Origin of the sequence: Acinetobacter thutiue (assembly GCF_030385805.1) — a bacterium.
GTDB lineage: Bacteria > Pseudomonadota > Gammaproteobacteria > Pseudomonadales > Moraxellaceae > Acinetobacter > Acinetobacter corruptisaponis.
Map to the genome: position 1 here is coordinate 534,617 of NZ_JAUDZE010000002.1, position 23,300 is coordinate 557,916.

At 41.1% G+C, this 23,300-nt stretch carries 20 protein-coding genes; 12 read left to right on the forward strand and 8 right to left on the reverse strand.

Annotated elements, in window-relative coordinates; genetic code table 11:
- Positions 1-2 precede the first annotated feature (2 nt).
- Both QTA56_RS08490 and QTA56_RS08495 read right to left on the reverse strand, forming a co-directional pair.
- Positions 3-1,163 carry an HlyD family secretion protein gene (locus QTA56_RS08490; RefSeq protein ID WP_267980531.1) on the reverse strand — a complete coding sequence of 387 codons (1,161 nt, stop codon included), beginning with the start codon at positions 1,161-1,163 and terminating at the stop codon, positions 3-5.
- Between the two features lie 12 nt (positions 1,164-1,175).
- Entirely contained in the window at positions 1,176-2,672 is a 1,497-nt protein-coding gene (locus QTA56_RS08495) for a TolC family protein (protein ID WP_267980532.1), read from the reverse strand.
- A gap of 349 nt (positions 2,673-3,021) precedes the next feature.
- Here QTA56_RS08495 and serC point away from each other — a divergent pair, with 349 nt between their 5' ends.
- Complete coding sequence (gene serC, locus QTA56_RS08500; protein ID WP_267980534.1) at positions 3,022-4,101, forward strand: 3-phosphoserine/phosphohydroxythreonine transaminase; 1,080 nt, start codon at positions 3,022-3,024, stop codon at positions 4,099-4,101.
- Between the two features lie 81 nt (positions 4,102-4,182).
- Here serC and QTA56_RS08505 read toward each other — a convergent pair whose 3' ends face one another.
- Together QTA56_RS08505 and QTA56_RS08510 are read right to left on the reverse strand one after the other, a co-directional pair.
- Positions 4,183-4,326, reverse strand: coding sequence for a hypothetical protein (locus QTA56_RS08505; protein WP_004761646.1), 144 nt, complete (start codon positions 4,324-4,326; stop codon positions 4,183-4,185).
- A 36-nt stretch (positions 4,327-4,362) separates the two neighbouring features.
- The gene (locus tag QTA56_RS08510; RefSeq protein ID WP_267980538.1) at positions 4,363-5,301 is read right to left on the reverse strand and encodes a hypothetical protein; all 939 of its coding nucleotides are present in this window, start codon (positions 5,299-5,301) and stop codon (positions 4,363-4,365) included.
- A gap of 199 nt (positions 5,302-5,500) precedes the next feature.
- Between QTA56_RS08510 and QTA56_RS08515 the strand changes: the two genes are divergently transcribed.
- Together QTA56_RS08515 and QTA56_RS08520 are read left to right on the forward strand one after the other, a co-directional pair.
- Complete coding sequence (locus tag QTA56_RS08515; protein ID WP_004676796.1) at positions 5,501-5,974, forward strand: YaiI/YqxD family protein; 474 nt, start codon at positions 5,501-5,503, stop codon at positions 5,972-5,974.
- A 10-nt stretch (positions 5,975-5,984) separates the two neighbouring features.
- Positions 5,985-6,878 carry a DMT family transporter gene (locus QTA56_RS08520; RefSeq protein WP_267980542.1) on the forward strand — a complete coding sequence of 298 codons (894 nt, stop codon included), beginning with the start codon at positions 5,985-5,987 and terminating at the stop codon, positions 6,876-6,878.
- Positions 6,879-6,897: 19 nt separating this feature from the next.
- Here QTA56_RS08520 and QTA56_RS08525 read toward each other — a convergent pair whose 3' ends face one another.
- On the reverse strand, positions 6,898-7,479 hold the full coding sequence (locus QTA56_RS08525) for a PilZ domain-containing protein (RefSeq protein ID WP_267980543.1): 582 nt from the start codon (positions 7,477-7,479) through the stop codon (positions 6,898-6,900).
- Between the two features lie 25 nt (positions 7,480-7,504).
- On the opposite strand from QTA56_RS08525, the gene QTA56_RS08530 reads away from it, so the two are divergent.
- From QTA56_RS08530 to QTA56_RS08540, 3 genes are all read left to right on the forward strand, one after another.
- Complete coding sequence (locus QTA56_RS08530; protein ID WP_267980544.1) at positions 7,505-8,740, forward strand: lipoprotein-releasing ABC transporter permease subunit; 1,236 nt, start codon at positions 7,505-7,507, stop codon at positions 8,738-8,740.
- Complete coding sequence (gene lolD, locus QTA56_RS08535; protein ID WP_267980545.1) at positions 8,733-9,419, forward strand: lipoprotein-releasing ABC transporter ATP-binding protein LolD; 687 nt, start codon at positions 8,733-8,735, stop codon at positions 9,417-9,419. Before QTA56_RS08530 ends, lolD begins: the two co-directional genes overlap by 8 nt.
- Before the next feature lie 84 nt (positions 9,420-9,503).
- Entirely contained in the window at positions 9,504-11,930 is a 2,427-nt protein-coding gene (locus QTA56_RS08540) for a DNA internalization-related competence protein ComEC/Rec2 (protein WP_267980546.1), read from the forward strand.
- 1 nt (position 11,931) lies between these two features.
- Here the strand turns inward: QTA56_RS08540 and QTA56_RS08545 are convergent, their stop codons facing one another.
- The gene (locus QTA56_RS08545) at positions 11,932-12,888 is read right to left on the reverse strand and encodes a lysophospholipid acyltransferase family protein (RefSeq protein ID WP_267980547.1); all 957 of its coding nucleotides are present in this window, start codon (positions 12,886-12,888) and stop codon (positions 11,932-11,934) included.
- A gap of 138 nt (positions 12,889-13,026) precedes the next feature.
- On the opposite strand from QTA56_RS08545, the gene sppA reads away from it, so the two are divergent.
- Together sppA and QTA56_RS08555 are read left to right on the forward strand one after the other, a co-directional pair.
- Positions 13,027-14,049, forward strand: a complete 1,023-nt coding sequence (gene sppA, locus QTA56_RS08550; protein WP_267980548.1) for a signal peptide peptidase SppA — start codon at positions 13,027-13,029, stop codon at positions 14,047-14,049.
- Positions 14,050-14,214: 165 nt separating this feature from the next.
- Positions 14,215-15,006: an alpha/beta fold hydrolase gene (locus QTA56_RS08555; protein WP_267980549.1), complete on the forward strand. Its 792-nt coding sequence runs from the start codon at positions 14,215-14,217 to the stop codon at positions 15,004-15,006.
- 37 nt (positions 15,007-15,043) lie between these two features.
- On the opposite strand, the gene purN is transcribed toward QTA56_RS08555, so the two are convergent.
- On the reverse strand, positions 15,044-15,685 hold the full coding sequence (purN, locus tag QTA56_RS08560; RefSeq protein WP_267980578.1) for a phosphoribosylglycinamide formyltransferase: 642 nt from the start codon (positions 15,683-15,685) through the stop codon (positions 15,044-15,046).
- Complete coding sequence (gene purM / locus QTA56_RS08565; protein WP_267980550.1) at positions 15,682-16,752, reverse strand: phosphoribosylformylglycinamidine cyclo-ligase; 1,071 nt, start codon at positions 16,750-16,752, stop codon at positions 15,682-15,684. The genes purN and purM overlap by 4 nt, the downstream gene beginning before the upstream one ends.
- Before the next feature lie 133 nt (positions 16,753-16,885).
- Between purM and cxpE the strand changes: the two genes are divergently transcribed.
- From cxpE to QTA56_RS08585, 4 genes are all read left to right on the forward strand, one after another.
- A complete protein-coding gene (gene cxpE / locus QTA56_RS08570) occupies positions 16,886-18,079 on the forward strand; it encodes a chloramphenicol efflux transporter CxpE (RefSeq protein ID WP_267980551.1) in 1,194 nt (397 codons plus the stop codon).
- 20 nt (positions 18,080-18,099) lie between these two features.
- The gene (hda, locus tag QTA56_RS08575) at positions 18,100-18,798 is read left to right on the forward strand and encodes a DnaA regulatory inactivator Hda (RefSeq protein ID WP_004676821.1); all 699 of its coding nucleotides are present in this window, start codon (positions 18,100-18,102) and stop codon (positions 18,796-18,798) included.
- Between the two features lie 112 nt (positions 18,799-18,910).
- Positions 18,911-20,785 (forward strand): rhombotarget A, encoded by a 1,875-nt coding sequence (gene rbtA / locus QTA56_RS08580; RefSeq protein WP_267980552.1) that lies wholly within the window; start codon positions 18,911-18,913, stop codon positions 20,783-20,785.
- Positions 20,786-20,801: 16 nt separating this feature from the next.
- A complete protein-coding gene (locus QTA56_RS08585) occupies positions 20,802-23,294 on the forward strand; it encodes a CSLREA domain-containing protein (protein WP_267980553.1) in 2,493 nt (830 codons plus the stop codon).
- Positions 23,295-23,300: the final 6 nt, after the last annotated feature.

The following is a 23,300-nucleotide window of genomic DNA, read 5'->3' on the forward strand; positions in this document are numbered from 1 at the left end:
GGTTATTTGGCCTCTTCAATTTTGAACAGGACACTCATACCCACTTTTAGGTCAGGAATGGATTGTTCAGGAATCAAGTGAAACTTGAAGCTGCGAATATCATAACCACCTGTCTGGCGGGTGGTCTTAATGGTGGCAAAGTCACCCTCAGCATCAATATTTTTCACTTTGAAGCTGGCCTTGCGATTCAGTGCAGGGATAAAACCATCCAGGGTTTTGGTTTTATAGATGGAGCTATACATATCTTCACGGACATTCAGGCTCACCCATAAATCATGGTCTTCAATGATGCTAACCACTGGAATTCCTGTCGCCACCAGTTCAGTGGGTTTGCCATAGGTTTTGGACACGGTTCCATCAGTCGGGGAATACAGCTTGGTTTCTTCATCCAGGGCATTGGCTTCTTTCACCGCAGCCTGAGCCATGGCAACCTGTGCATCAGCAGTGGACTTTTGTTGTTCAGTACTGCCACGTTTGGCGCGTGCATATTGCTGATAGGATGCTTCCGCCGTTTCACGGGCAGAGGTCTGGGTCGCCAGCATTTCATCACGGCGCTGACGGGAAATCACCCCTTGCTGGTAAAGGTTTTCACCTCGTTTATAGGTGGTTGCCGCCAATTCGGCCTGAGTTTTCATGGCTTGCCAGTTGGCATAGAGGGTATCAATATTTTCCTGCTGGGCACCACGGTAGACCGTTGAATGGAATGCCATTGCACTTTGCAGGGCTGCCTGTGCCTGTTCCTTTTTAGCCTCCAGTTCAGGACTGACAAAGCGCACCACAGCCTGACCCTTTTTAACGGTTTGCCCCTCACTGACATAAAATTCCTCAATACGGCTAGGTACCTTGGTGCTGATATGTACCGTTTCCGACTCAACCCGACCTTGTAACTCAATCGTTTTTGGGAGATAGGCTTTCCACAAACCGTAGGCAATCAGACCAAGTAAAATGACAACCACAATAAACACGATCAGTTTCAGTTTATTGCCCTTGCCTGATCCAGTTGAGTCAGCTTTGCTGTTCGGAGTCGTTGTGTTGGCTGAAACATCCTCATGCTGTTTTTCTGGTTGAACAGCTTCAACAGAAGCTGCTTTCTGATTTTCAGTCGGAATCGTCTCTTGACCTATATCACGTTCTGAATTGGATGATGATTGATCTTGACTCATAAATTTCTCCAATTAACGGATATAGTCAGTACGGGGTTGATTGACATACAGCTTAAATTTATCAATCGAACCGTAGCTTTGCAGTAAGGTTGCCAGTGACAGGATGTATTTATAGGCATTGATCGCCATTTCAGTTTTTAAACCGTTTAGGGCATTCTGGGCATCAATGACCTGAGTGGCCGTCCCCATGCCTTCCTTAAAGGACAGTTGCTGGATACGCAGGTTTTCCTGAGCAGCCTTGGTGTTTTGGGTGAGAAGTTGATGGCTGGTTTGAGAGGAATTTAACTCACTGAAAGATTTATACAGCACATTTTCAACTTCTTGCTTGGTGCGCTCAGTCATCAACTCTGCGGCATATTTTTTTAACTCGGCCGCACGAATATTCTTGTTGTTATCAATTCCAGAGAATAGGTTATATTTTGCCATCACACCGACAATCCAGTTCTCTTTACTGTCCAATCCATATTCCCCAAAAGCAAAAACACTGGGTTTCTTGGCCGATTGCTGCACCTTGACATTCTCATTGGCAAGTTGGGTATCCATCTGCAATTTCTTGATCAGGCTTGAATTTTGATCATAGTTTGCAAGTAGTGTATCCAGGGAATGATTTTGGGTTAAATTCACAAAAAGCGGGGTGGAGAGCTGAACACTTTGCTTGGTTTGCAACAGGTTTTGCAGACTAAACTGGCTTGCCCCTAAGTTTGCCTGTGCATTCTGGTAGCTGCGTTCAGCATTGTTGCGGGCAACTTCAAACTGCATCCGCTGGCCTTTGTTAATAAAACCCTGCTGTTCAAGCTTGACTGCGTTGCCGTAGTGTTCCTGCATGGCATTTAAATTAAACAGGGCAGAATTGACCAATTGTTGCTGCAACTGCACATTAAAATAAGCCTGAATCATTTCAAAGCGCTGTGTGTCCTGTTGCTGCTTTTCGCTGATGTTGGAACGCTGTGCCTGAATATTGGCGATTTGCTTGGCGCTGTTGATTTTTCCGCCCATATACAGGGGCATCACCATGGAAACCGAGGTGCGGACATCATGATCCTGAATGGTGACATCCAGGTCGTTTGGAACCTTATTCAGACCGTCACTGACCACCTGATCAAAACTCTGGCCAACCTGGTCAATCACTTCTGGTGGGAGTACATTTTGCCATTGCGATAATTTGTCATCAAAACCACGGGTCAATGAGTTTTCCAGTCTACGTTTACTGGATTCCAGAGGAACACTGGTTTCACTGTGAAATGAATAGGCACGGGCATTTAAATCAATACGGGGCAGGCCAAGATTCTTTACCGCCTGCATTTCAAGTTGAGAGGCTTGCTGTAGCGCCTGCTGCGCTTGTGTGGCATAGGCATGCTCCACAACGTATTGTTCAGCTTCACCATAGCTCAGGGTTTGGGCAAATACAGGCATGGAGAACAGGGCACAACTGATCAAGCTGATACTCAAACTCAACTGCCCTGGAAACCGTTTGACCTTAAAATTCGGTTGATGATGCCGTTTCAACATGATTTGATGTCGCAATTTAATAATATCCTGCGTTAGTCTAAATTATTTTTATAAAATTCAAATATTATGTTTTTAATTAAATAGTTATATGGTCAAGAATGGTGTAGTGAATTTGTAAAAAATAGAGTTTTTAGTCTAGTTCCAACATGGATTTATCCAGTTTTTTGATGATAAAAACATCAAACTGATGAATGAGGCGTTGCTTTAAACCAGATACAAAAACACGATTGAAAAATTACCGATTATTTTCAGTTAAATCGAAATATTTACGCGATAAGCTGCTGCAAGCTTTAGCAATCTGTGATTAAATGCCCATTTCAATTTGTTTCACTTTGACAAGGGAAAACTCATGCGTGCTTATAATTTCTGCGCTGGTCCTGCTGCACTACCTACTGCCGTTTTAGAAAAAGCTCAACAGGAAATGTTGGATTGGCAGGGTAAAGGCTTGTCGATCATGGAAATGAGTCATCGTAGCAATGACTATGTTGCTGTGGCAGAAAAGGCGGAAGCTGATCTACGCAAGCTCATGAATATCCCTGAGAACTATAAAGTATTGTTCCTGCAAGGTGGTGCATCCTTACAATTCTCCGCGATTCCTTTAAATCTGCTTGGAAAAAATAACAAGGCAGATTATATCCATACAGGAATCTGGTCTGAAAAGGCACTAAAAGAAGCGAAACGTTATGGCGATATTAATATCGTTGAGGCGGGTACTTTAATCGATGGCAAACATGCGATTACTGAACAAAGCACCTGGAACCTTTCTGATAATGCGGCTTATGTGCATTATGCAGATAATGAAACCATTGGTGGTTTACAGTTCGCGGCTGTTCCAGAGGTAAATGCGCCGTTGGTGTGTGACTTTTCTTCAAGTATTTTGTCTGCGCCATTGGATGTGAGCAAATTCGGTCTCATCTACGCGGGTGCGCAAAAGAATATTGGTCCTGCGGGATTAACCATTGTCATTATTCGTGATGATTTGCTGGATCAGGCAAAACCTGAAATTCCAAGCATCCTAAAATATGGCGACCAAGCCAAGAATGGTTCAATGGTCAATACGCCAGCGACCTATGCATGGTATTTGTCTGGTCTGGTATTTGAATGGCTGCTTGAGCAGGGTGGTGTAGATGCAATCTACAAAATCAACCAGGACAAGGCAAAACTCCTTTATGGTTATATTGATTCTAGCGATTTCTATAACAATCCAATCGCCATTGCAAACCGTTCAATGATGAATGTGCCATTTACCCTAGCTGATGAAGCACTTGAGAAAACATTCCTGAAAGAGGCTGAACAGAACCATTTACTTAATCTGGCAGGTCACCGTTCAGTAGGTGGTATGCGTGCAAGTATCTATAACGCAGTTCCTTTAGAGGGTGTTCAGGCACTTGTGAACTTTATGGATGATTTTGTGAAACGTCATGGTTAAGCAGTAAATAACATCCCTAAAACAAAAGCCCTCAACATTGAGGGCTTTTGTTTATATGTATAAGTTGAAAATGGGCAAAAATTAGAACAAGCCAATTTGATGAAAAATAAGTGCTGCTAAAAACATACCAAGTAAAAAAAAGCAAAAAGCGCCAACATCAAGTTTAAGACCTTGATCACTCGATGGAATAAGACTGGTGGTCGTTTGTTCTGGTATAATTTTCATTAGAACGCCTAAAAATGCCATTTATGTGATTTTTTGTCACTTTAGTGCAGTTTTAGCATAAATATTCGCCTGAATCCATAGGTTGCCGCGAATATATTCACCAATGTTAAAGTTTTTATACAAAACATTTTTAGTTGCAATACGTATTAAAATTGCGGGTAAATCATCTTCCAATACCAGCGTCACATCATACAGGGTATATTCATCCTGCATAAACTGTATGGTAGTTTTACCCACGATATTTCCCTGAAACCATGCTTCATCTTCCTGACCTAATGTCTCACCATATAAATAGGCGACCATTTTGGAAAAGTCGACAGTGACAGGTTCTTGATCTTCTGGGCTTTTTGGCTGCCATTCATTAATCAGTTCCTGTAGGTTATCGGGAGCAATCCCATTATGTTCCGCCAGAATTGCATTTAATGCGCGGTGGTGCTTAATTGAGGCTGGATCATCAACAATGATTTTCTCATCTTTAGAAACGATTTCCAGTTCGTATGCCCAGGCATTAAATTGAACCTGATAACTCTGGTTTTTGTCATATTGACAGCGATTTACACTAAATAAACTATCAAAGGCATAAATAACCGTATTTTTATTTAGGCTTAATCTTAATACTGCCTGGGTTGCGGAATCACAGGTAATTACTCGTTCAATTTTTGCTTCGTATTTATATGGGCTTTCAAAACTTGGAAATGCGGTTTTTAACGCGCGTGGCTTTTGGTCCTCAACCGCAATAATTTGATTAATCGAGATCGCCTCACCACTTGGCCCCTGAATCAGCCAGAATGACTGGTCCATCTCCTGTTCATCTTCACATAGACCCATGGGCATCACAGGTGCATCCAGCGCCAGTCCCAACCATTGTGGCACATCTGTTTCGGGTGTTTCTGTCAACAGGTTCCAATGCTCGACATGATGACCGAAATTTTGATCTTGAATTTTAATGGTTTCTGGACTGTTCTGATTTTTCATAAAAACATAATACAAGAGATTAAACTTATTCTATTAAATCGAGGGTCACAGCATTTTTTCAAGTCTGGATATGTAATTCTATGGAATTTAATTCATTTTTAGATGTAAAAAATACCTGTCTCAACATTGGCAGTATTGTTCGTTCCACTGTCATGGCAATCTGCTACACTATATTTTTTCCTTGTTGAGCCTATCCAACGTGCTGCCATTTAAATTGTGGGTGGATGCTGATGCGCTGCCTAAAATTTTGCGTGAGGTGATTTTACGTGCCTCTGACCGTTACCAACTGGAAGTGACTTTTGTAGCCAACCAAAATGTGGGCATTACCCCATCGGTGCGGATTAAATCAATTCAGGTGATGAGTGGGGCAGACCGAGCCGATCAGGAAATTGTAGAGCGAATGCAGGAAAATGACATTGTCATTACGCAGGATATTCCGCTTGCCGCCCAGGTAATTGAAAAGGGTGGTATTGCCATCCATCCTCGTGGTGAGATTTATACCACTGCGAATGTCAAGGCACGTCTGCATTTGCGCGATTTCATGGACACCCTGCGTGGCGCAGGTGTGCAAACAGGCGGTCCACCGCCAATCTCGGAACGGGATAAACGTGAGTTTTCAAGTTCATTAGACCAGACCATTTTAAAGCAAAAACGGAAAACAGCTTCTTCTTGAGCCTGCCATTATGCCATCACGTATGAATCTCATGCTTAGCTATGCATTGCTGGTGTTTATCTGGGCAACCACACCGTTGGCAATTGTCTGGAGTGTGGCTGATTTACATCCCATGTGGGCTTTGGTGTTACGCTTTTTCATTGCCTTGCCTCTGGCTGCAACCATTTTAATGCTGTTAAGGGTTCAGTTTCCCACGCATAAAATTGCATTACTCAGCTATATCGCAGGTTCATTGAGTCTGATTGGTTCACAGATCTTTACCTATGCCGCCACCGCGTATTTAAGCTCAGGTTTAATCGCACTGATGTTTGGATTGGCACCGATTATGGCGGGACTTATAGGACGCTTTGGCTTCCAGCAAAAACTAGCAGGATTGCAGTGGCTGGGCATGGGTACATCAATTGCTGGATTAGCCTTGATCTGTCTCAGCGGTAGTCAGAAGCATGTACAGCCGATAGGCATTGTCCTGATGCTGATCAGTGTATTTGCGTATTCACTCTCGATTTTTCTGGTGAAAAAGATTAATGCGGATGTGCAGCCTATGGCTCAGGCAACAGGTTCAATCCTCGTCTCAACCGTGTTGGCAACTTTGCTTTTGCCGTGGATTTGGCAGTATGCACCCACTCATTTTCCCTCAGCCAAATCGCTATTGGCACTTGCTTATACTGTGGTTATGGCCTCACTGATTGCCATGTTCTGCTATTTTAAACTGGTGCAGAGCCTAAAGGCGACCACACTGTCATTAACAACGGTGATGACACCAATGCTGGCGATATTGATTGGGGCTTACCTGAACCATGAGCAATTGTCAGCTCAGGTATTTGTGGGTGCTGTGGTAATTTTGTTTGGCCTATTCCTTTATTTCTATAAAGATTTAGGCCTGTATCGCCGTTTAAAGATATAAGTTATCTCTCACATTCTGACTAATTCGGCTCATCCTGTTGCGCCTGTTGAATACTGGCAGCCAGCTTGGCACGGTCCTGCGGGTTTAATGTGATGAAATAGGCACCAATGCGGAACTTGCCCTGTTCTTCAGGGTTGCAATAAGCCACCTGGGCAATCGCCGCGATGTGAAAGAAATTTTCAGGATGGCTCAGGGTAATATGAATATAGGTTTCTCCAGCAATGGCCTGAGTGCTGGAAAAGCTTAATCCATGTTCAGAAACATTGACCTGCTCAGGTACAGGCAACAGTGACTGCACGATATTGTCATAAAAAGAGCCTGTAATCAGGTTCAGTTTCTGGTTAAAAAGGGATAAGATGCGGGCAATTTGTTGATCTTTTTCATTTAATTGTTCTAATTCGTAGCGAAACGCATGATCAAATTGATCTAATTCAGCAAGTAGTAGAAAATAGCGTGGCAATACAAAATGAGAGTCATACGGGTCATTCAGCGCAACATCGTCGGGAATGACTTGATAGTTGATTCTCAACACGGCATCAATACGAGACATCACACGACGTTCAGTGTTGTCGTCAACAACATGATGCAGTGTATTTTCCATAATAAATCACCTCGGACTAGATGGTATGTTTAAGCCAATTTCGCTGTATATAGGGTTGAGATACACTCGTGCTCGGCGGAGTAATCATTTTATTTCTTTTATTGCCCTGGTTTCCATGATTGGTTTAACCCTGGGCGTTGCTGTCCTCATTACAGTGTTATCTGTCATGAATGGTTTTGACCGCGAATTAAAAAATCGTGTTCTGGGAATGGTTCCACAAGCCACTGTTTCTTCTACTCAAATTCTAACAGATTGGCCTGAGCTTGTAAAAAAGGTTGAGCACCATCCGCATGTCACTGGAGTTGCGCCATTTACCCAGTTACAGGGCATGTTGACTGCCCAGGGACAGGTGGCTGGCATTATGGTAACAGGGATTGAGCCTGAATATGAAAAAAAGGTTTCGATCATCCAAAACCACATGGTCTCTGGTGATTTAAATGCATTGAAAAAAGGTGAGTTCGGTATTGTCCTTGGTAAGGATATGACTGATGCACTGGGCTTGGGCCTAAATGACAACGTGACTTTGGTTCTGCCAGAGGCGACACCATCCCCAGCAGGCGTGGTACCCCGTTTTAAACGTTTTAAGGTCGTGGGTATTTTTAGTGTAGGGGCAGAGGTGGATTCAATGGTCGGCTATATCGCCCTGAATGATGCCTCAACCTTGTTGCGTCTGCCAGATGGCGCGCAGGGCGTGCGCTTAAAACTGGATGATATTTTTGCTGCCCCTAAAGTGGCCAATGATATTGTGAGCCAGTTGCCAAGCAACTTCTATGCATCCAACTGGACCTATACGCATGGCAATTTGTTCAATGCGATCCAGATGGAAAAGACTTTAGTTGGTTTATTATTGGTGCTGATTATTGTGGTGGCCGCATTCAACATCGTTTCATCGTTGGTCATGGTCGTGACTGATAAAAAATCTGACATTGCAATCCTGCGTACCCTGGGTGCCTCACCTTCCATGATTACCAAAATCTTTATGGTGCAGGGGACAGTGATTGGGGTTATTGGAACGATTGCAGGGACAATTTTAGGTGTGACTTTAGCCTTGACCATCAGTGATATTATTTCATGGTTCAACACCGCTTTAGGCTTGAACCTGTTTGATGCCTATTTTGTGCATTACCTACCATCCTATCTCAGATGGCAGGATGTGGTGGTGATTGTGACAGTTTCATTATTGTTAAGCTTCCTTGCGACCATTTACCCTGCATTGCGTGCAGCCAAAGTCCAACCTGCCGAGGCGTTGCGTTATGAGTAAGATTGTTTTGGAAGCCAAAGACATCTATAAACATTTTGATGATGGCAAAACTAAGGTTGAAGTGATCAAGGGCCTGTCTTTGCAAGTTAAGGCTGGGGAATTTGTCTCAATTGTTGGTTCGAGTGGTTCAGGTAAAAGTACACTGCTGCATGTGTTGGGTGGTTTGGAACAACCCTCACAGGGACAGGTATTTTTACAAGGGCAACGTTTTGACAATTTAGGCGAAGCGGAGCGTGGTTATAAGCGTAATCAATATCTGGGTTTTGTTTATCAGTTCCATCATTTACTGCCTGAGTTTTCGGCTCTGGAAAATGTGGCAATGCCGTTAATGTTGCGTCGTGAAAGTAACTTTAAGGATGTGAAGAAACAGGCTGAATACTTGCTTGATCGTGTTGGCTTGTCACACCGCATGGATCATAAACCTGGTGAGCTTTCAGGCGGTGAACGCCAGCGTGTGGCTTTGGCCCGTGCCTTGGTGACCAAGCCTGCTGTAGTGCTTGCGGATGAACCAACAGGCAACCTTGACCGTAAAACAGCCTTGAGTATTTTTGAGCTACTGACTGACTTGAAAAAAGAGCTGAATATGGCGATGCTGATCGTGACCCATGATGAGCAGTTGGCACAGTCAGCCGATTCAATCCTGCATATGCAGGATGGTTTATGGATTGGACAATCATAAATATTTTACATAATTTCTTGTTAAAGCCCTGAAAATGGGCTTTAATTTTGCCCTCAGAAAAATCAAAAACTTTATTAAAAATAGATGTTAAAGCTTATTTTATTGGGATGGATTGCTGGTATTGCAGTCATGGGGAAAAGTCTACCGTTTGTTGATCAGACATGGTGGAGCTGGCTACTTTTGGCAGTTGCAATATTTGGTTTTGGGTTATATGCAAAACGATTCTATCTAAATCAGCCTCTGTATAAATCTCTTATCCTGATCAGTGCCAGTTGGGCACTATTTTGTACAGGTTATCATTGTGCAGATACGGCTTTAGAACATCGGTTGCAACTCAGGGAGCTTGAACCACAGCCATTTGAAGCCATTGTTTATATTAAGAACCTAGATGAACTGACAGAAGATGGACACAAACAAATTGCAGAGGTGCTCAATCGACATGTCCAACCCGTAAATTGGTTTCTGTATTTAAAGAAAAATAAAGATCAAACTGTTCAGTCTCAATCCTTACAGCTTGGTCATTATTACCGAGTCTACGGCAAGATTAAGCCAGCACATAGTTATGCGGTTGCAGGCGCATTTGATCAGGAAAAATGGTTTTTACAGCAAAATGTGATGTCGGCATTTTCCGTACAGCAGATTCAGTCTTTAAGCCCTGATGAGATTTATGCCTTGGGTTATCAGCAGCACTTAAAGCAGCAACAGGGCTTTCGGGCTAAGTTGCTGTTAAATGTTGAAACGAAACGTTTGGCATTTCGGCAAATGCTACAAAATTCAAACCTACAGCACAAAGGTCTGCTTTTGGCCTTACTGACAGGTGATGAAAGTCTGTTATCGAATACCTTAAAACAACAGTTTCAACAGCTTGGAATCTCTCACTTATTGGCGATTTCAGGGCCTCATGTATTGATTTTTGCCTTGATGTTGACTTGGATTTTGCAAAGATTAGTGCAACGTTATTATCCGAAGTTGTATTTGTGGCAACCACGACAGATTTTAGTGCTACTGCCATTTGGGTTAAGTGTTCTGTTATATGTCGCTTTTGTCGGTTTTGAAATTCCAGCAATTAGAACCTTGTTAACAGTCATCATTGCCAGCCTTTTTATTTTATTTCGGCAAGAGATTCAACCTTTTGCATTGCTGGTGTATAGCGCAAGTTTGTTATTAATCTATGATCCATTTAGCATTTTATCGGCAGCTTTTTGGTTGTCTTATGGTGCATGTTTTATTCTGCTCAGGATTTATCAAACCATCAATGACCTACCCAAAGATCAGGTGGCAACAAAAACACAAAAAGCCATTTTTGCGATAAAAGTTTTAATTGAGTCCCAGTGGAAAATATTCGTTGCCTTATTACCCTTGGTGTTGATTTTCTTTCAGCAGATTTCATGGATTGCACCACTCACTAATCTGATTGCCATTCCAATATTAAGTGGTTTGGTTGTGCCTTTGGATATTATTGCTGCATGTGTCTGGCTGATCATTCCAGCATTGGGGCAGTTGTTGTTTCAGCTCAATGATATTTTATTGTCGCTGTTAATGTGGATTCTAAATGGATTACAGCATATTTCTCCTCATTTATATGGTGTCAGTTGTACGCCATTCATGATGGTCAGTTTGATTTTGGGTTTAATCATTTTATTTATGCCCAAAGGGACGCTGCCAAAAGTTTGGGCTTTGGTTTGCTTTTTACCTATTGTATGGGGGGTAAAATCTCAACCCACGATTTTAAATGTTCTGGACGTGGGGCAAGGGCAATCGGTTCTTTTACAGCATCCTCAGCAGATATTAATGATTGATACAGGTGGGTCATATGATGAGAGCAAGTTTAGTTTAGGTGAACGGGTGGTGATTCCATTCTTACGCCAACAGGGCGTTCGATATCTGGACCACGTGATCCTATCGCATCTCGATCAAGACCACAGTGGTGCATTTCCTGCCATTCAAAAAGCCTTTGCAATCACACAGGTTCAGTCCAATGAACGCAATGAAAAAATGCAGTTCAAGGATAACTTTTCATTTTGCCAGCAAGGTCAAAACTGGTCTTACGCAAATGTAAAAATTGAAATTCTATCTCCACGCCCTGAAGAATTGGTTTTTGCCAAAGATCAGCAAAATGAACAGTCTTGTGTGGTGTATCTACAGTTTTTGAATGCCCAGCCGTATCAAAACTTCCTCATTATGGGCGATGCAGGCTGGGAAACTGAATATAAATTGTTGCAACAATATCCTGATTTGAAAGTGGATGTCTTGGTACTTGGGCATCATGGCAGTAAACACAGTTCGGCCTATGATTTTCTGGCAACATTAAAACCGAAACTTGCGATTGCCTCGGCTGGTTTTAATAACCGTTATGGTCATCCAAGTCAGGAACTACAAAACCGTTTGCAAGCGTTACATATTCCTTTGCTCACGACGGTACAGGCGGGAACCATCAGTTTTGTATTTGAAAATGGCAAAGTGGAGCTAAGGCAACAACGTCAACAGGTGAAATGGCTGGAAAGAAAATAGCCTAAGCATTTTCCTGAGATTGGTATTGTTGACGAACCTCTGCAACCTTAGTCAAAGCGTCATTCTCATCAATATCATAAATTTTCTTAAGGGCAGGATTGGCGCTAAAACGTTTATAACTCCAGTGGTAATGCGCAGGGTAGCGTTGAATTAGCTGCTCCAGAGTCTGGTGAATGATCAGCGTACCATCTTCGGCACTTCCCTCATAAATCTGGGGATTGATCGGTTCAATATGCATGTCAAAACCATCTTGTTCATTTCTCATGGTATAGAGTAGCAGTGCTTTGGCCTTGGTTTTTTGAATGAGTTTTGCACTCAGACTGCTTGAGGCAAGTGGAATACCAAAATAGTTGATCATTTCACCACCATGATCAGGGGTATGATCGGGCAGAATTGCAGTGGTTCCCCCTTGTTTCAGGGCCTTAAAAATCTGCCGCACACCGCTTTCATCAGTAGGGACAAGGTGAGCCTGTTCTCGACTGCGTGCATCACGGACAAAACGGTCAGCATCAGGATTTTTGACAGGTTTATACAGGATGGTCATCTGTGTATATTTTGAGAGCCATGAATTCATCACTTCCCAGGTTCCAAAGTGGGGAATAATCAAAACCAGACCTTTTTGTTCTGCCAATGCTGCATGAAAATAATGTTCACCATGAATCTTTTGAATTTGTTGAATATTCTTTTGATTGGAGGCTCCCCAAATACTGACAAACTCAAAATAAGAGGTTAATTCATTGCGAATCGCCTGTTTGGTGAGCTGTTCTCTCTCTGGTTCACCCAAGTCGGGAAACACAATCTGTATGTTGAGTCGAATGATTTTTGAAAGTTTGGAAAGCTGAAATGTGGTAAGTAAGACTGCAACCAAACGTGCAAAAAAACGTCCTAACTGAATCGGCTGGCGACTAATGAGCTTGAGTAGGCGATAACTTGAACGGTTTGAATTTGGCTGAGTCATGTATTGAAATTCTGAGAATTACAGGAAACCAGTATAATGCAAAAAATAATTATAAGTTCAAACAAGTTATTTAAACAGTTTTGTACCAATCAACGTATATAATAAAGCCACTTTTAAAATACATTGGATTGGAATCTTATGTCCGATTGGCCACCAAAACCACAAAATGAATCAACAAATTCGAATAATGTGACAGGCAAAGAATGGCAGATTTTAGAAAAAGCTGTCTTGGCTTCTGTCGAAGAACAACGCCGTAGCCGCCGTTGGAGTATCTTTTTTAAATGTTTGGGTTTTGCATATTTACTGATTGTACTGATTGCAATGAGTAAGGGGTGTTCGACCAGCACAGAAAAATCAACTACCAGTATTGGCAGCAGTCATTTGGCAATTGTTGATATTGTTGGCACCATTGATTCCTCTGCGGGTCAGTCTACAGTGAACAGTGAAGATACCAACAAGGCCTTAAAACGGGCATTTGAAGCAAGTGGCAGCAAGGCGATTGTTCTCAATATTAACTCGCCTGGTGGATCACCTGTGCAGTCGGATGAAATCTGGCAAGAAATTCGCTATCAGAAAAAACAGCATCCAAATAAAAAGGTCTATGCTGTCATTGGTGATATGGGTGCTTCGGGTGCCTATTATATCGCTTCGGCTGCGGATGAAATCATTGTCAATCCATCAAGTTTGGTGGGTTCGATCGGTGTGATCATGCCGAACTATGGTTTAAGCGGTTTGGCACAGAAATTGGGTGTAGAAGACCGTACATTAACATCGGGTAATAACAAAGATATCCTGAGTATGACCAAGCCGATTAACCCTGAACAGCGTGCGCACGTTCAGGCATTGCTGGATAATGTTCATGGTCACTTTATCAATGCGGTTAAAGAGGGACGTGGCAAACGTTTAAAATCGAATGATCCAGCGGTTTTCTCTGGTTTATTCTGGACGGGTGAACAGGCAATTGCGCTTGGTGTTGCAGATCGTAGTGGTAGCATTACTACCCTGATGCGTGAGTTAAAGGTGGATCAAAAAGTGGATTATACCGTTCAACGTAATCCTTTAGAGTCTATTTTGGGGCGTATGGGTGCAAAGATTGGCGAAGGGATTAGTAGCTCTCTTGCAGCACAATTGGAAACTCAGCAAAATGCGAAAATACAATAACATATCTGATGCAGCGCTTCGATAAAAGCGCTGTGTTGATCTTAATCAGGCTGTGTATATCACAGCCTTTTTATTGTAAAAATAACTGCACAGTTCTCCCTTTTATTTGCAATACATGCATAGAACGAGATAATTGACCAATCAGTGAAAATAAAAGACAAGCTTATGAAACCTTTGATTCATTTTGCCCATGCCAATGGTGTTCCATCAAAAGTCTATCAAAAACTGTTTGATCAGCTCAAAGATCAATATGACATTATTTATGTGGCAGAAATTGGAACAGATAAACGTTATCCGATCACACATGGCTGGACACATTTGGTTGATCAAATCATTGATAGCATTGTACAGCAGGCGCAAGGGCGAAAAGTGATTGGCTTAGGGCATTCCCTGGGTTCAGTACTCACCTTGATGGCAGCCTATCGTCGTCCAGAATTGTTTTCACAAGTGATTATGCTCGATCCTCCATTGATTATTGGCAAAGCCTCGTTTGTCTTTCATCTTGCTAAAATTTTTAAACCTAAACTGGTCGATAAAATCACGCCAGCAGGTTTGTCGGTACGCCGACGTGATCACTGGGAATCTCGTGAGCAGGCAGCTGAGCTATTAGGTTCAAGAGGGTTTTATCAACATTTTGATGCTGATTGCTTTCAGGCTTATATTGATTACGCCCTGACCAATGATCCACAGCGTGGTGGTGTGACTTTAACCATTCCAAAAGATGATGAAGTGGCGATGTTTAGAACCACACCGTCAATGTGGTGGTTGCCAATGCCAAAACCACTTGTTCCTGTACATCTCGTGGTTGGAAGTGACAGTGTATTTTTAAAGGAAAAATTTCCGCAAGTGGCAAAAAGAAAACTAGATATTCCATTTTCAATTGCGCAGGGGGGGCATATGTTTCCTCTAGAACATCCTATGGAAACTGCCGAAAAAATTAAAAGTCTGGTTATTTAACTCAAATAAAAAACGCATCTGAAGATGCGTTTTATTTTTAAAACTGGGCAAACTGAATTGGTTTTTCTAATGGTTCCTGGTTGAAATAAGCCTGACCATTTTTCCAGGTGAGCTGACCATTACATAACCATTGTGCTACTTGAGGATAAATAAAATGCTCAAGTTCATGTACACGTTGTGCCAAACTTTCTGCTGTATCCTGTAAACTCACCTGAATCACAGACTGGGCAATACTTTGTCCCGCATCCAGTTCAGCTGTTACAAAATGAACCGTACAACCATGCAATCGATCTCCTGTATTTAACACACGTTGATGTGTATTCATCCCTTTATAAAAAGGAAGCAGGGAAGGATGAATATTTAACATCTTGCCTTGCCATTTACTGACAAAGTCTGGTGTTAAAATCCGCATAAAGCCAGCAAGAATCACAAGATCAACTTGCCATGCCAACAGTTGCTGATGCATGGCTACATCAAAAGTTTCCCGATTTGGAAAGTCTTTATGGGAAATCACAGCGGTGGCAATATTGGCATCCTCGGCACGTTGTAATGCATAGGCATCAGCTTTGTTGGAGAGAACACCAACGATTTGCCCTGACAGCTGTTTACCATGTTGGGCGTCGATCAGGGCCTGTAAGTTGCTACCGTTACCAGAAACAAGTACCGCAATTCTCATTATGCAAAGATCACACGAATTTTTTCGTCTGCACCCTCAACTGATTCAGCATTTTCTTGAATGTGACCAATTTTCCAGGCTTTTTCACCTTGAGCATTTAATAGGTCAATTGCTTTGTCAGCTTCGCTTGCGTCAACCGCAATCACCATGCCTACACCACAGTTAAAGGTACGGTACATTTCAAAGCGCTCTACATTGCCTTCACGCTGTAACAACTGGAATAATTCAGGCCATGTCCAGCTCGACTCATCAATCACAGCTTGTGTGCCGTTTGGAAGTACACGTGGCAGGTTACCAGGTAAACCACCACCTGTGATATGAGCCATTGCATGAACATCGACTTGCTTGCAAAGTTCTAACACTGGTTTTACATAAATACGGGTTGGTTCCATTGCAACATCCGCAAGAGGGCGGCCATCAATCACTTGAGTTAAGTCTACATTCTTAACATCCAGAATTTTACGTAGTAATGAATAGCCATTTGAGTGTGCGCCACTTGAAGCAACACCAATCAACACATCACCAGATTTTACTTTAGAGCCATCAATAATTTTGCTCTGTTCAACCACACCCACGGCAAAACCAGCAAGATCGTAATCTTCGCCCTCATACATGCCTGGCATTTCGGCAGTTTCACCACCGACCAATGCACAGCCAGCAAGCTCACAACCTTTACCAATACCTGTCACTACATTTGCAGCCACATCAACATTCAAATGACCCGTTGCATAATAGTCCAGAAAGAACAATGGTTCAGCACCACAAACGAGAAGGTCATTGACACACATTGCCACCAAATCCTGACCAATCGTATCGTGACGATTGAGATTCAGTGCTAAACGTAGTTTAGTTCCTACGCCATCCGTTCCCGAAACCAATACAGGTTCTTCATAACCTTTTGGAATTTTGCATAGGGCACCAAAACCACCTAAACCGCCCATGACTTCAGGACGAGTGGTACGCTTAGCGACAGATTTGATACGATCGACCAGTGCGTCGCCCGCTTCAATGTCGACCCCCGCATCTTTATAGCTTAAACCAGTATTTGGGGTAGAAGTTGAGTTGCTCATAGTGAAGTCTCCGCATTGGCGGCAGATTATAACCCGAATATACGAAACTCTTCTGTTATTTATGCCCGAAAATGCTATCTTTATTAAAATTTTTTTCCATTTATAACGATTACACCAAGAAAGGCTAGATTTTATGCAAGATCAGGTATTGCGTCGTATCTTCATCCTCGCGGGACTCGCATTACTACTCTGGGTATTATATCTGTTAAAGCCAGTGGTATTGCCATTTGTAGGGGCATTCTTTATTGCCTACCTGTTTAGCCCGCTTGTCGATACCCTTGTAAAGTTTAGGCTGCCACGCTGGCTGGCAATTAGTATTGTATTCGTTGGGATTGGTATCACTTTAACTGTGGTGTTATGGTTTCTTGTGCCATTGGTCTGGAAACAGCTCATGTATGCGCGAGACAGCATTCCAGCAGGGATTCATTGGGTTAACTCCACGTTTCTGCCTTGGGTATCCAAAACCTTTAATGTTATTCCAATGGAACTGGATACCGAACAAATTTCCAAAACGATCATGGAATATGTCCAGACCAATTATAGTGCAGACAGTATTCAAACCATGTTGCTACGTTTGGCACAGTCAGGTCTGAATTTTATTCAACTGGGCGGAGTGGTGATTTTAATTCCAATTATTTCATTCTATTTCCTTCTTGACTGGGAAAGAATGTTGCAAAGCTTTAGACGCCTGATTCCTCGGCCTTACGAAGCATCGACCTTGAGAATTGTGAGTGAATGTCACAGTGTATTGGGTGCATTTGTGAAAGGGCAGTTTCTGGTGATGTTATTACTGGGAATTGTATATGCTGTTGGATTGCAGTTGATTGGGCTGGAGGTTGGCCTGATTATTGGGATGATCGCTGGTTTGGCGAGTATCATTCCTTATCTAGGTTTTGCGGTTGGTATTATTGCGGCGGTTGTTGCCACATTGTTCCAATTTGGACTGGACTGGACACAGCTTCTCTTGGTCGGTGTTGTGTTTATGATTGGACAAATGGTTGAAGGATATATTCTACAACCTTTCTTGTTGGGGGATAAAATTGGCTTATCTCCAGTTGCGGTGGTGTTTGCAGTCTTGGCTGGCGCACAACTCGGTGGTTTCCTTGGGATGTTGATTGCATTACCTGTCGCAGCAGTGATTGTGGTGTTGTTAAAGCATGCGCGTGACAATTACGAAAAAAGCCGTCTTTATGGATTACCGATTGAGGTGAGTGTTCCCCAGGGTGAAATTCAGCACATAAATGTTGATGCGGGTGATGTAGAACTTGATATTGAAATTAAAAACTCTCAAGATACAGGCACTTCAAATTCAAATGACTTTAAGTAATTGGGGAATATATTAACGATATGCGTCAACTGCAACTGGATATAGAACCACAACTGGATGCCCGAATCAGCGATTTTTCAGGTCCAGGTTGGGGAAATGTGGTTGATGCAGTCCGACAGTTACATGCAGGCTTGGTCAGCCGATTTTATGTCTATGGTGGAGCTGGAACAGGTAAGAGTCATTTGCTGTCTGCAATTTGTGATTCATATCTGGAGTTAGGCCGCCGAGCAATAAAAGTATCCTTGTTGGAATTACTGGATGCGCCTATAGAGGCAATTACCTCATTAGAGTTTTACGAATTGGTTGCTTTAGATGACATTGATGCAATCAGCGGTGTCCCTCATTGGCAAAAAGCGGTTTTCCACTTAATCAATAATCATGAGGGGCAACTGGTATTTTCTTCCCGTGTGGCACCTATTGAGTTAAAACTTGAACTACCTGATTTGCAGTCCAGATTAACGCAGGCGGTAAGCGTAAAAGTTCCAAATGGAAGTTCATATGCAGACCGACAAGCCTTGCTGCAGTCTGTTATGATAAGACGGGGTATTCATTTTGATCAGCAAATTGTTGACTATTTATTAAATAATGGCCCTCATCAAGCGTCAGTATTGTTACAAACGCTAGCCCAACTTGAAAAAATGCTGAAAGGCGAAAAAACCAGGCTTTCCAATATGACACTCAAGCAAATCTATGCATTGATTGATGAATATCGTCAATAATATAAAATTTCTTGAGAAATTGTGAGAGCTATGACAAAGTACGCACAAAGGATGTGGTTGCAAATTTAAATTTTGCAATACCAAGAAAAATGAAAAATAGAAGGAGATCGGTATGCTCAAACGGACGCTTGCCTGCGCTTTATTTGCGGTTACTGGGCATGTTTATTCTGCGGATATTCAAGTCACAACGTTGGTTGATGAAGACAAGGATGATACCGTTTGTTCATTACGAGAAGCCGTAGAATTTTTAAATAAACGTAGTCAAACAGAGTTTGAGAATGGTTACCATGGTTGTGGTGATAAGGAAGCTAGCTCAAATATTGTTTTAAAGCGTGACCAAATATACCAGCTTAATTCAGCATTAAATATTAAGGCAGCAATGACCATTAATACTGCTGCTAGTGAAATCTTTAACGATGATAAAAAGGGATTAAACAATGCAACGATTAAAATGGCGGGAACAGACCGTATTTTTGTTATAGATGATGGCAGTATCGAAAATAGTTTAATTTCTGTAAATTTAATTGAGTTAAACCTACAAGGCTCTTCTACCAAAGTAAATGATGGTGGGTTAATTCTAAATCGTGAAGCCTTATCTATTCAATATTCCCGTTTAACTGGTGGTTATTCAAATAAGGGCGGGGCAATTTATAATGCTGGTATCTTATCTGACGCACAAAAAACGGCAGGTACACTAACGATTAGCAATAGTATTCTACAAAATAATAAAGCAGACCAAGGTGCTGTACTTTATAGTGAAATGCCGCTCTATTTAATTAGCCAAACTGTTATTCGTGATAATGAAAGCTTAACAGGTACAAATGGTGTAGTGTTGTATGTTCAAACGGGTTTTACTGATAATACTATTGGTAGTGCATTAAGTAATCGTAGTGCTGGCCTAAGAAATAGTACGATATTTCACAATATAGGGGATTATATTGCAAATATTCGTGAAGGTATGTTTTTAAACAATATTACATTGATTAAAAATAAGTCAGGTGGGCTATATTTGCAGGCATCAAAATGGAAATATACGACAACCAGTGATGGTGAAACGAAAACAACAGAAGCTCCTAGTTCATATATATCTAATAGTATTATTGCAGGAAATACTGGTAGTGATTTTGACTATATGGCTGATGATGCAACAGTGGTACAAAGTAATTTAACCACTGTAGAGGATTTTAGGCACAATACACCAAGTGAACGTCCAAATTTTGCGCTTAATGCAAATAAATTAGTGGCAGGTGGTGTGAATGATGAGGGTGTGTGTGATGCTCCACCAGCAGATGGTTTATTATGCCCATATGCGACCCCTAAAGATAAAATGTTGGGTTTTTTTAAACCACGTCTATTAATGTCCTATCAAAAGTTGTCAGACTCTCTTATCGTGAATAAGGGGCGAATTTATAGTGATGGAAGCAGTATTGGCCTTGCAAGCTGTGAAACAACTGATCAAAAAGGAAATAGTCGTAGTGGTTATGATGAACTGTGTGATTTAGGTGCAATAGAGCTTGTTGTGAACCGTAGTGAAGTTCCAATAGCGGGACAAAGCATTTTATATGGTGAAACAGCAAAATTTAGTATTGCAGATAGCTTATTGGATGGAGAGTTATTAGATCCAACCTCTTGTGAACAGTTTCTGGGTAAGCGTTCTGATGGTCAAGCATGGCAACCAGGGTGTTTGGATATACAACAAACAGCAACTCCATCTAAAGGTAAGTTAACCATAGATCAAGATGGTAATGTGGTTTATTTACCAGATGGGGACTGGCATGGCGCGGATAAATTTAATTTGCGGGTGATAACAACGACCACTCGCTTTAATGATGTGTCTAATTATTATATTAATATTCCAACAACCATTATTCAGGATCCACCAAATAACTTTAAAAGTAAAACAGTGAATGTTTCAGGTGGAGGAATTGGCTTTAGTGCAATACTCATGCTGTTAGGTTTAGTTGGACTCCGTCGTTTTAAATCATAATCAGGGATATGATGAGATGAAAAATTATAAAAAAGCCATATTGGCGACTATGATTCTTGCAACAATGCCTTTACTTGCAGCAACAAGTGATGCGCCAATAAATGTAACAACTTTTGAAGATGAAGATGGCGAAAACTTAAATGCTTGTTCATTGCGAGAAGCATTAAAAGCTGCGGAGCTACGCAAACCTTATGGTGGGTGTGAATCCACTGATATTTTATCAACAACTCAAAAAGTGATTCAGCTTCAAGCAGGGGAATATATACTTAAAAAAGAATTAATACCTAATGTTAATGTATTGATTTGGGGAGCAAGCCCAGTCGATTGGCAAGAAAAAAAGGTTTTGATTAATGATATTGTGAATCAATATCCTGCGGAAACACCATTAAAAACTATAATTAAAGCAGATAACTCACGTATTTTTAATACAACATTTGGAGCCAAGGAGTTAACATTAAATAATCTTATTTTAACAGGTGGGAGAACAAGTGATAAAGGAGGGGCAATCTATGCTGGAGCAGATGTAGTTTTACAAAACACTCAAATTTTGAATTCGAAAGCAGATCAGGAAGGTGGGGCGATCTTTTTAGCTGGACCAACAGCTTCATTAACTTTAACTGACAGTTTAATTCAAAAAAATACTGCACCTAAAGGCAGTGTGCTTTCAATGAGTTGTTTTAATGATGTTGTTTATTCTAAAAGAAAAGTTAACCTTACAGGAAGTAGTTTTATTGAAAATGGGGCCACAGATTCTGACAGTATGTTTGAATTATGTGGAGAACCAGAGGTTATTTTAACTAATAATACAATTGCCCAAAATTCAGTAAAAATATCGACAGGTAATTTAATTAAATTTACGGGTGACGCTACAGCTGAAAATACTTCAAATAATAAGTCTAGTATTTTAAGTAATGGCAGTAGTTTAACGTTAACCAGTAATACGATTGTTGAAAATCAAGGCTATACGACGCTTTTGTATGATAAGCTTGGTTCTAAAAATCTAAATTCTAATATTATAGCGTATAATGGTGGAAGTGATAGTTACGCTTGTCGCTATTTATTGGGAGATGTATCGGAGCAGGAATCTGTTAGATTTACTGTTCAATATAATGCTTTATCATTAAAGAAAGATGATACAACAGATCGGACAGCTAATCAGTGTGATTTACCAAAAGAAGCTTTAAAGGATAATAAAACCAATATTAATATAAGTGATATTGATATTCGAACATTATTAAGTCCATTGCAACCTGCTTCTAAATATACTTCTTTCTTTCCACTGTATTACCCTAAAAATAATGGAACAGAAACAGATTTAGTTGATATTGAGGGAACGGGTTGTAGCTCAACAGATCAACGTGGTTTGGCACGTAATACCAATCAAACCCTATATTTTAATCCTGAAGCAGCTAATAGATGTGATATTGGTTCAGTTGAGCTAATGAAGCTAACAGCAGGTGATATTAGTGATTTAGCGAATAGTTCAATTAGTGAATTAATTAAAAGTTATCAAAGTCAATATGACTTTTTTAAAGATCTTGTTGAGAAACCAAATGATGAGATTTTTTTGACTTATTATAAATCTCGATTAGAGCAATATGAGAACTTATTAAAATATACAAAAGAAAATTTAAAATATCGTGCAATATTTGTAGACCTAAATAATTATAAACTTCCATTACCTCGGGAAGTTGAATTGACTGAAGGTGATGATAAAGGTAGTTATAAATTAGATTTCTTTAATCCAGATAGTTATGAGATAAAAGTAGAACGACTTGGGGTTGGTCAGCTTAATGGTAAAGTGCTAAACATTCAACAACCTCCCGATCCAAATTTGATGTGTGACTGGAATGAAAAGTTACAACAGATCGTGATTTACCGTAAAGATGATGTGATTACACAGGCGGGTGATAAAGCATTTTGTAAGTATACAATTACTACTAAGCCAGGTATTCAGCCTGAACAAACTTCATCAGGTTTAATTCAGGCAGCATTTGTTAACATTGCTCCTGTAGCAAAAGATACGTCTGTAACTTTAAAATACCGACAACATGAAAAAGCCACATTAAATTTATTAAGTTTTGCAAATGATGATGGTGATACAGGTGAGGGTGGTAAAGGACCTGAGAATAACCCAAATAAACCTGCTTTCTGGAAAAATGAAGAGGGTGTTGAATTACCAATTCGTTTAACCAATGTACCAACCAGAGATTTGACCATAACAGCAGATCGTCAAGGGGCCTGTCCTGAGCCAGATGATAAAGAAATCTGTTATGGTGGTAATATTTATGTTCAGGAAGTAAATACATTTAATCCATTTAATTTCTCATTTAATTATCAAGTTTATGACGCAGATGGCACTGCTTCAAATGCTGCAACAGTGAGTGTCATTAGTACGGCTACAACAACCGATGATACTCGCCCTGCGGGTAGCGGCGGTGGCAGCACGGGGATTTTCTCAATATTGGGGTTGTTAAGTTTACTTATTTATCGCCGATTCAGAAAATAGAAGCGG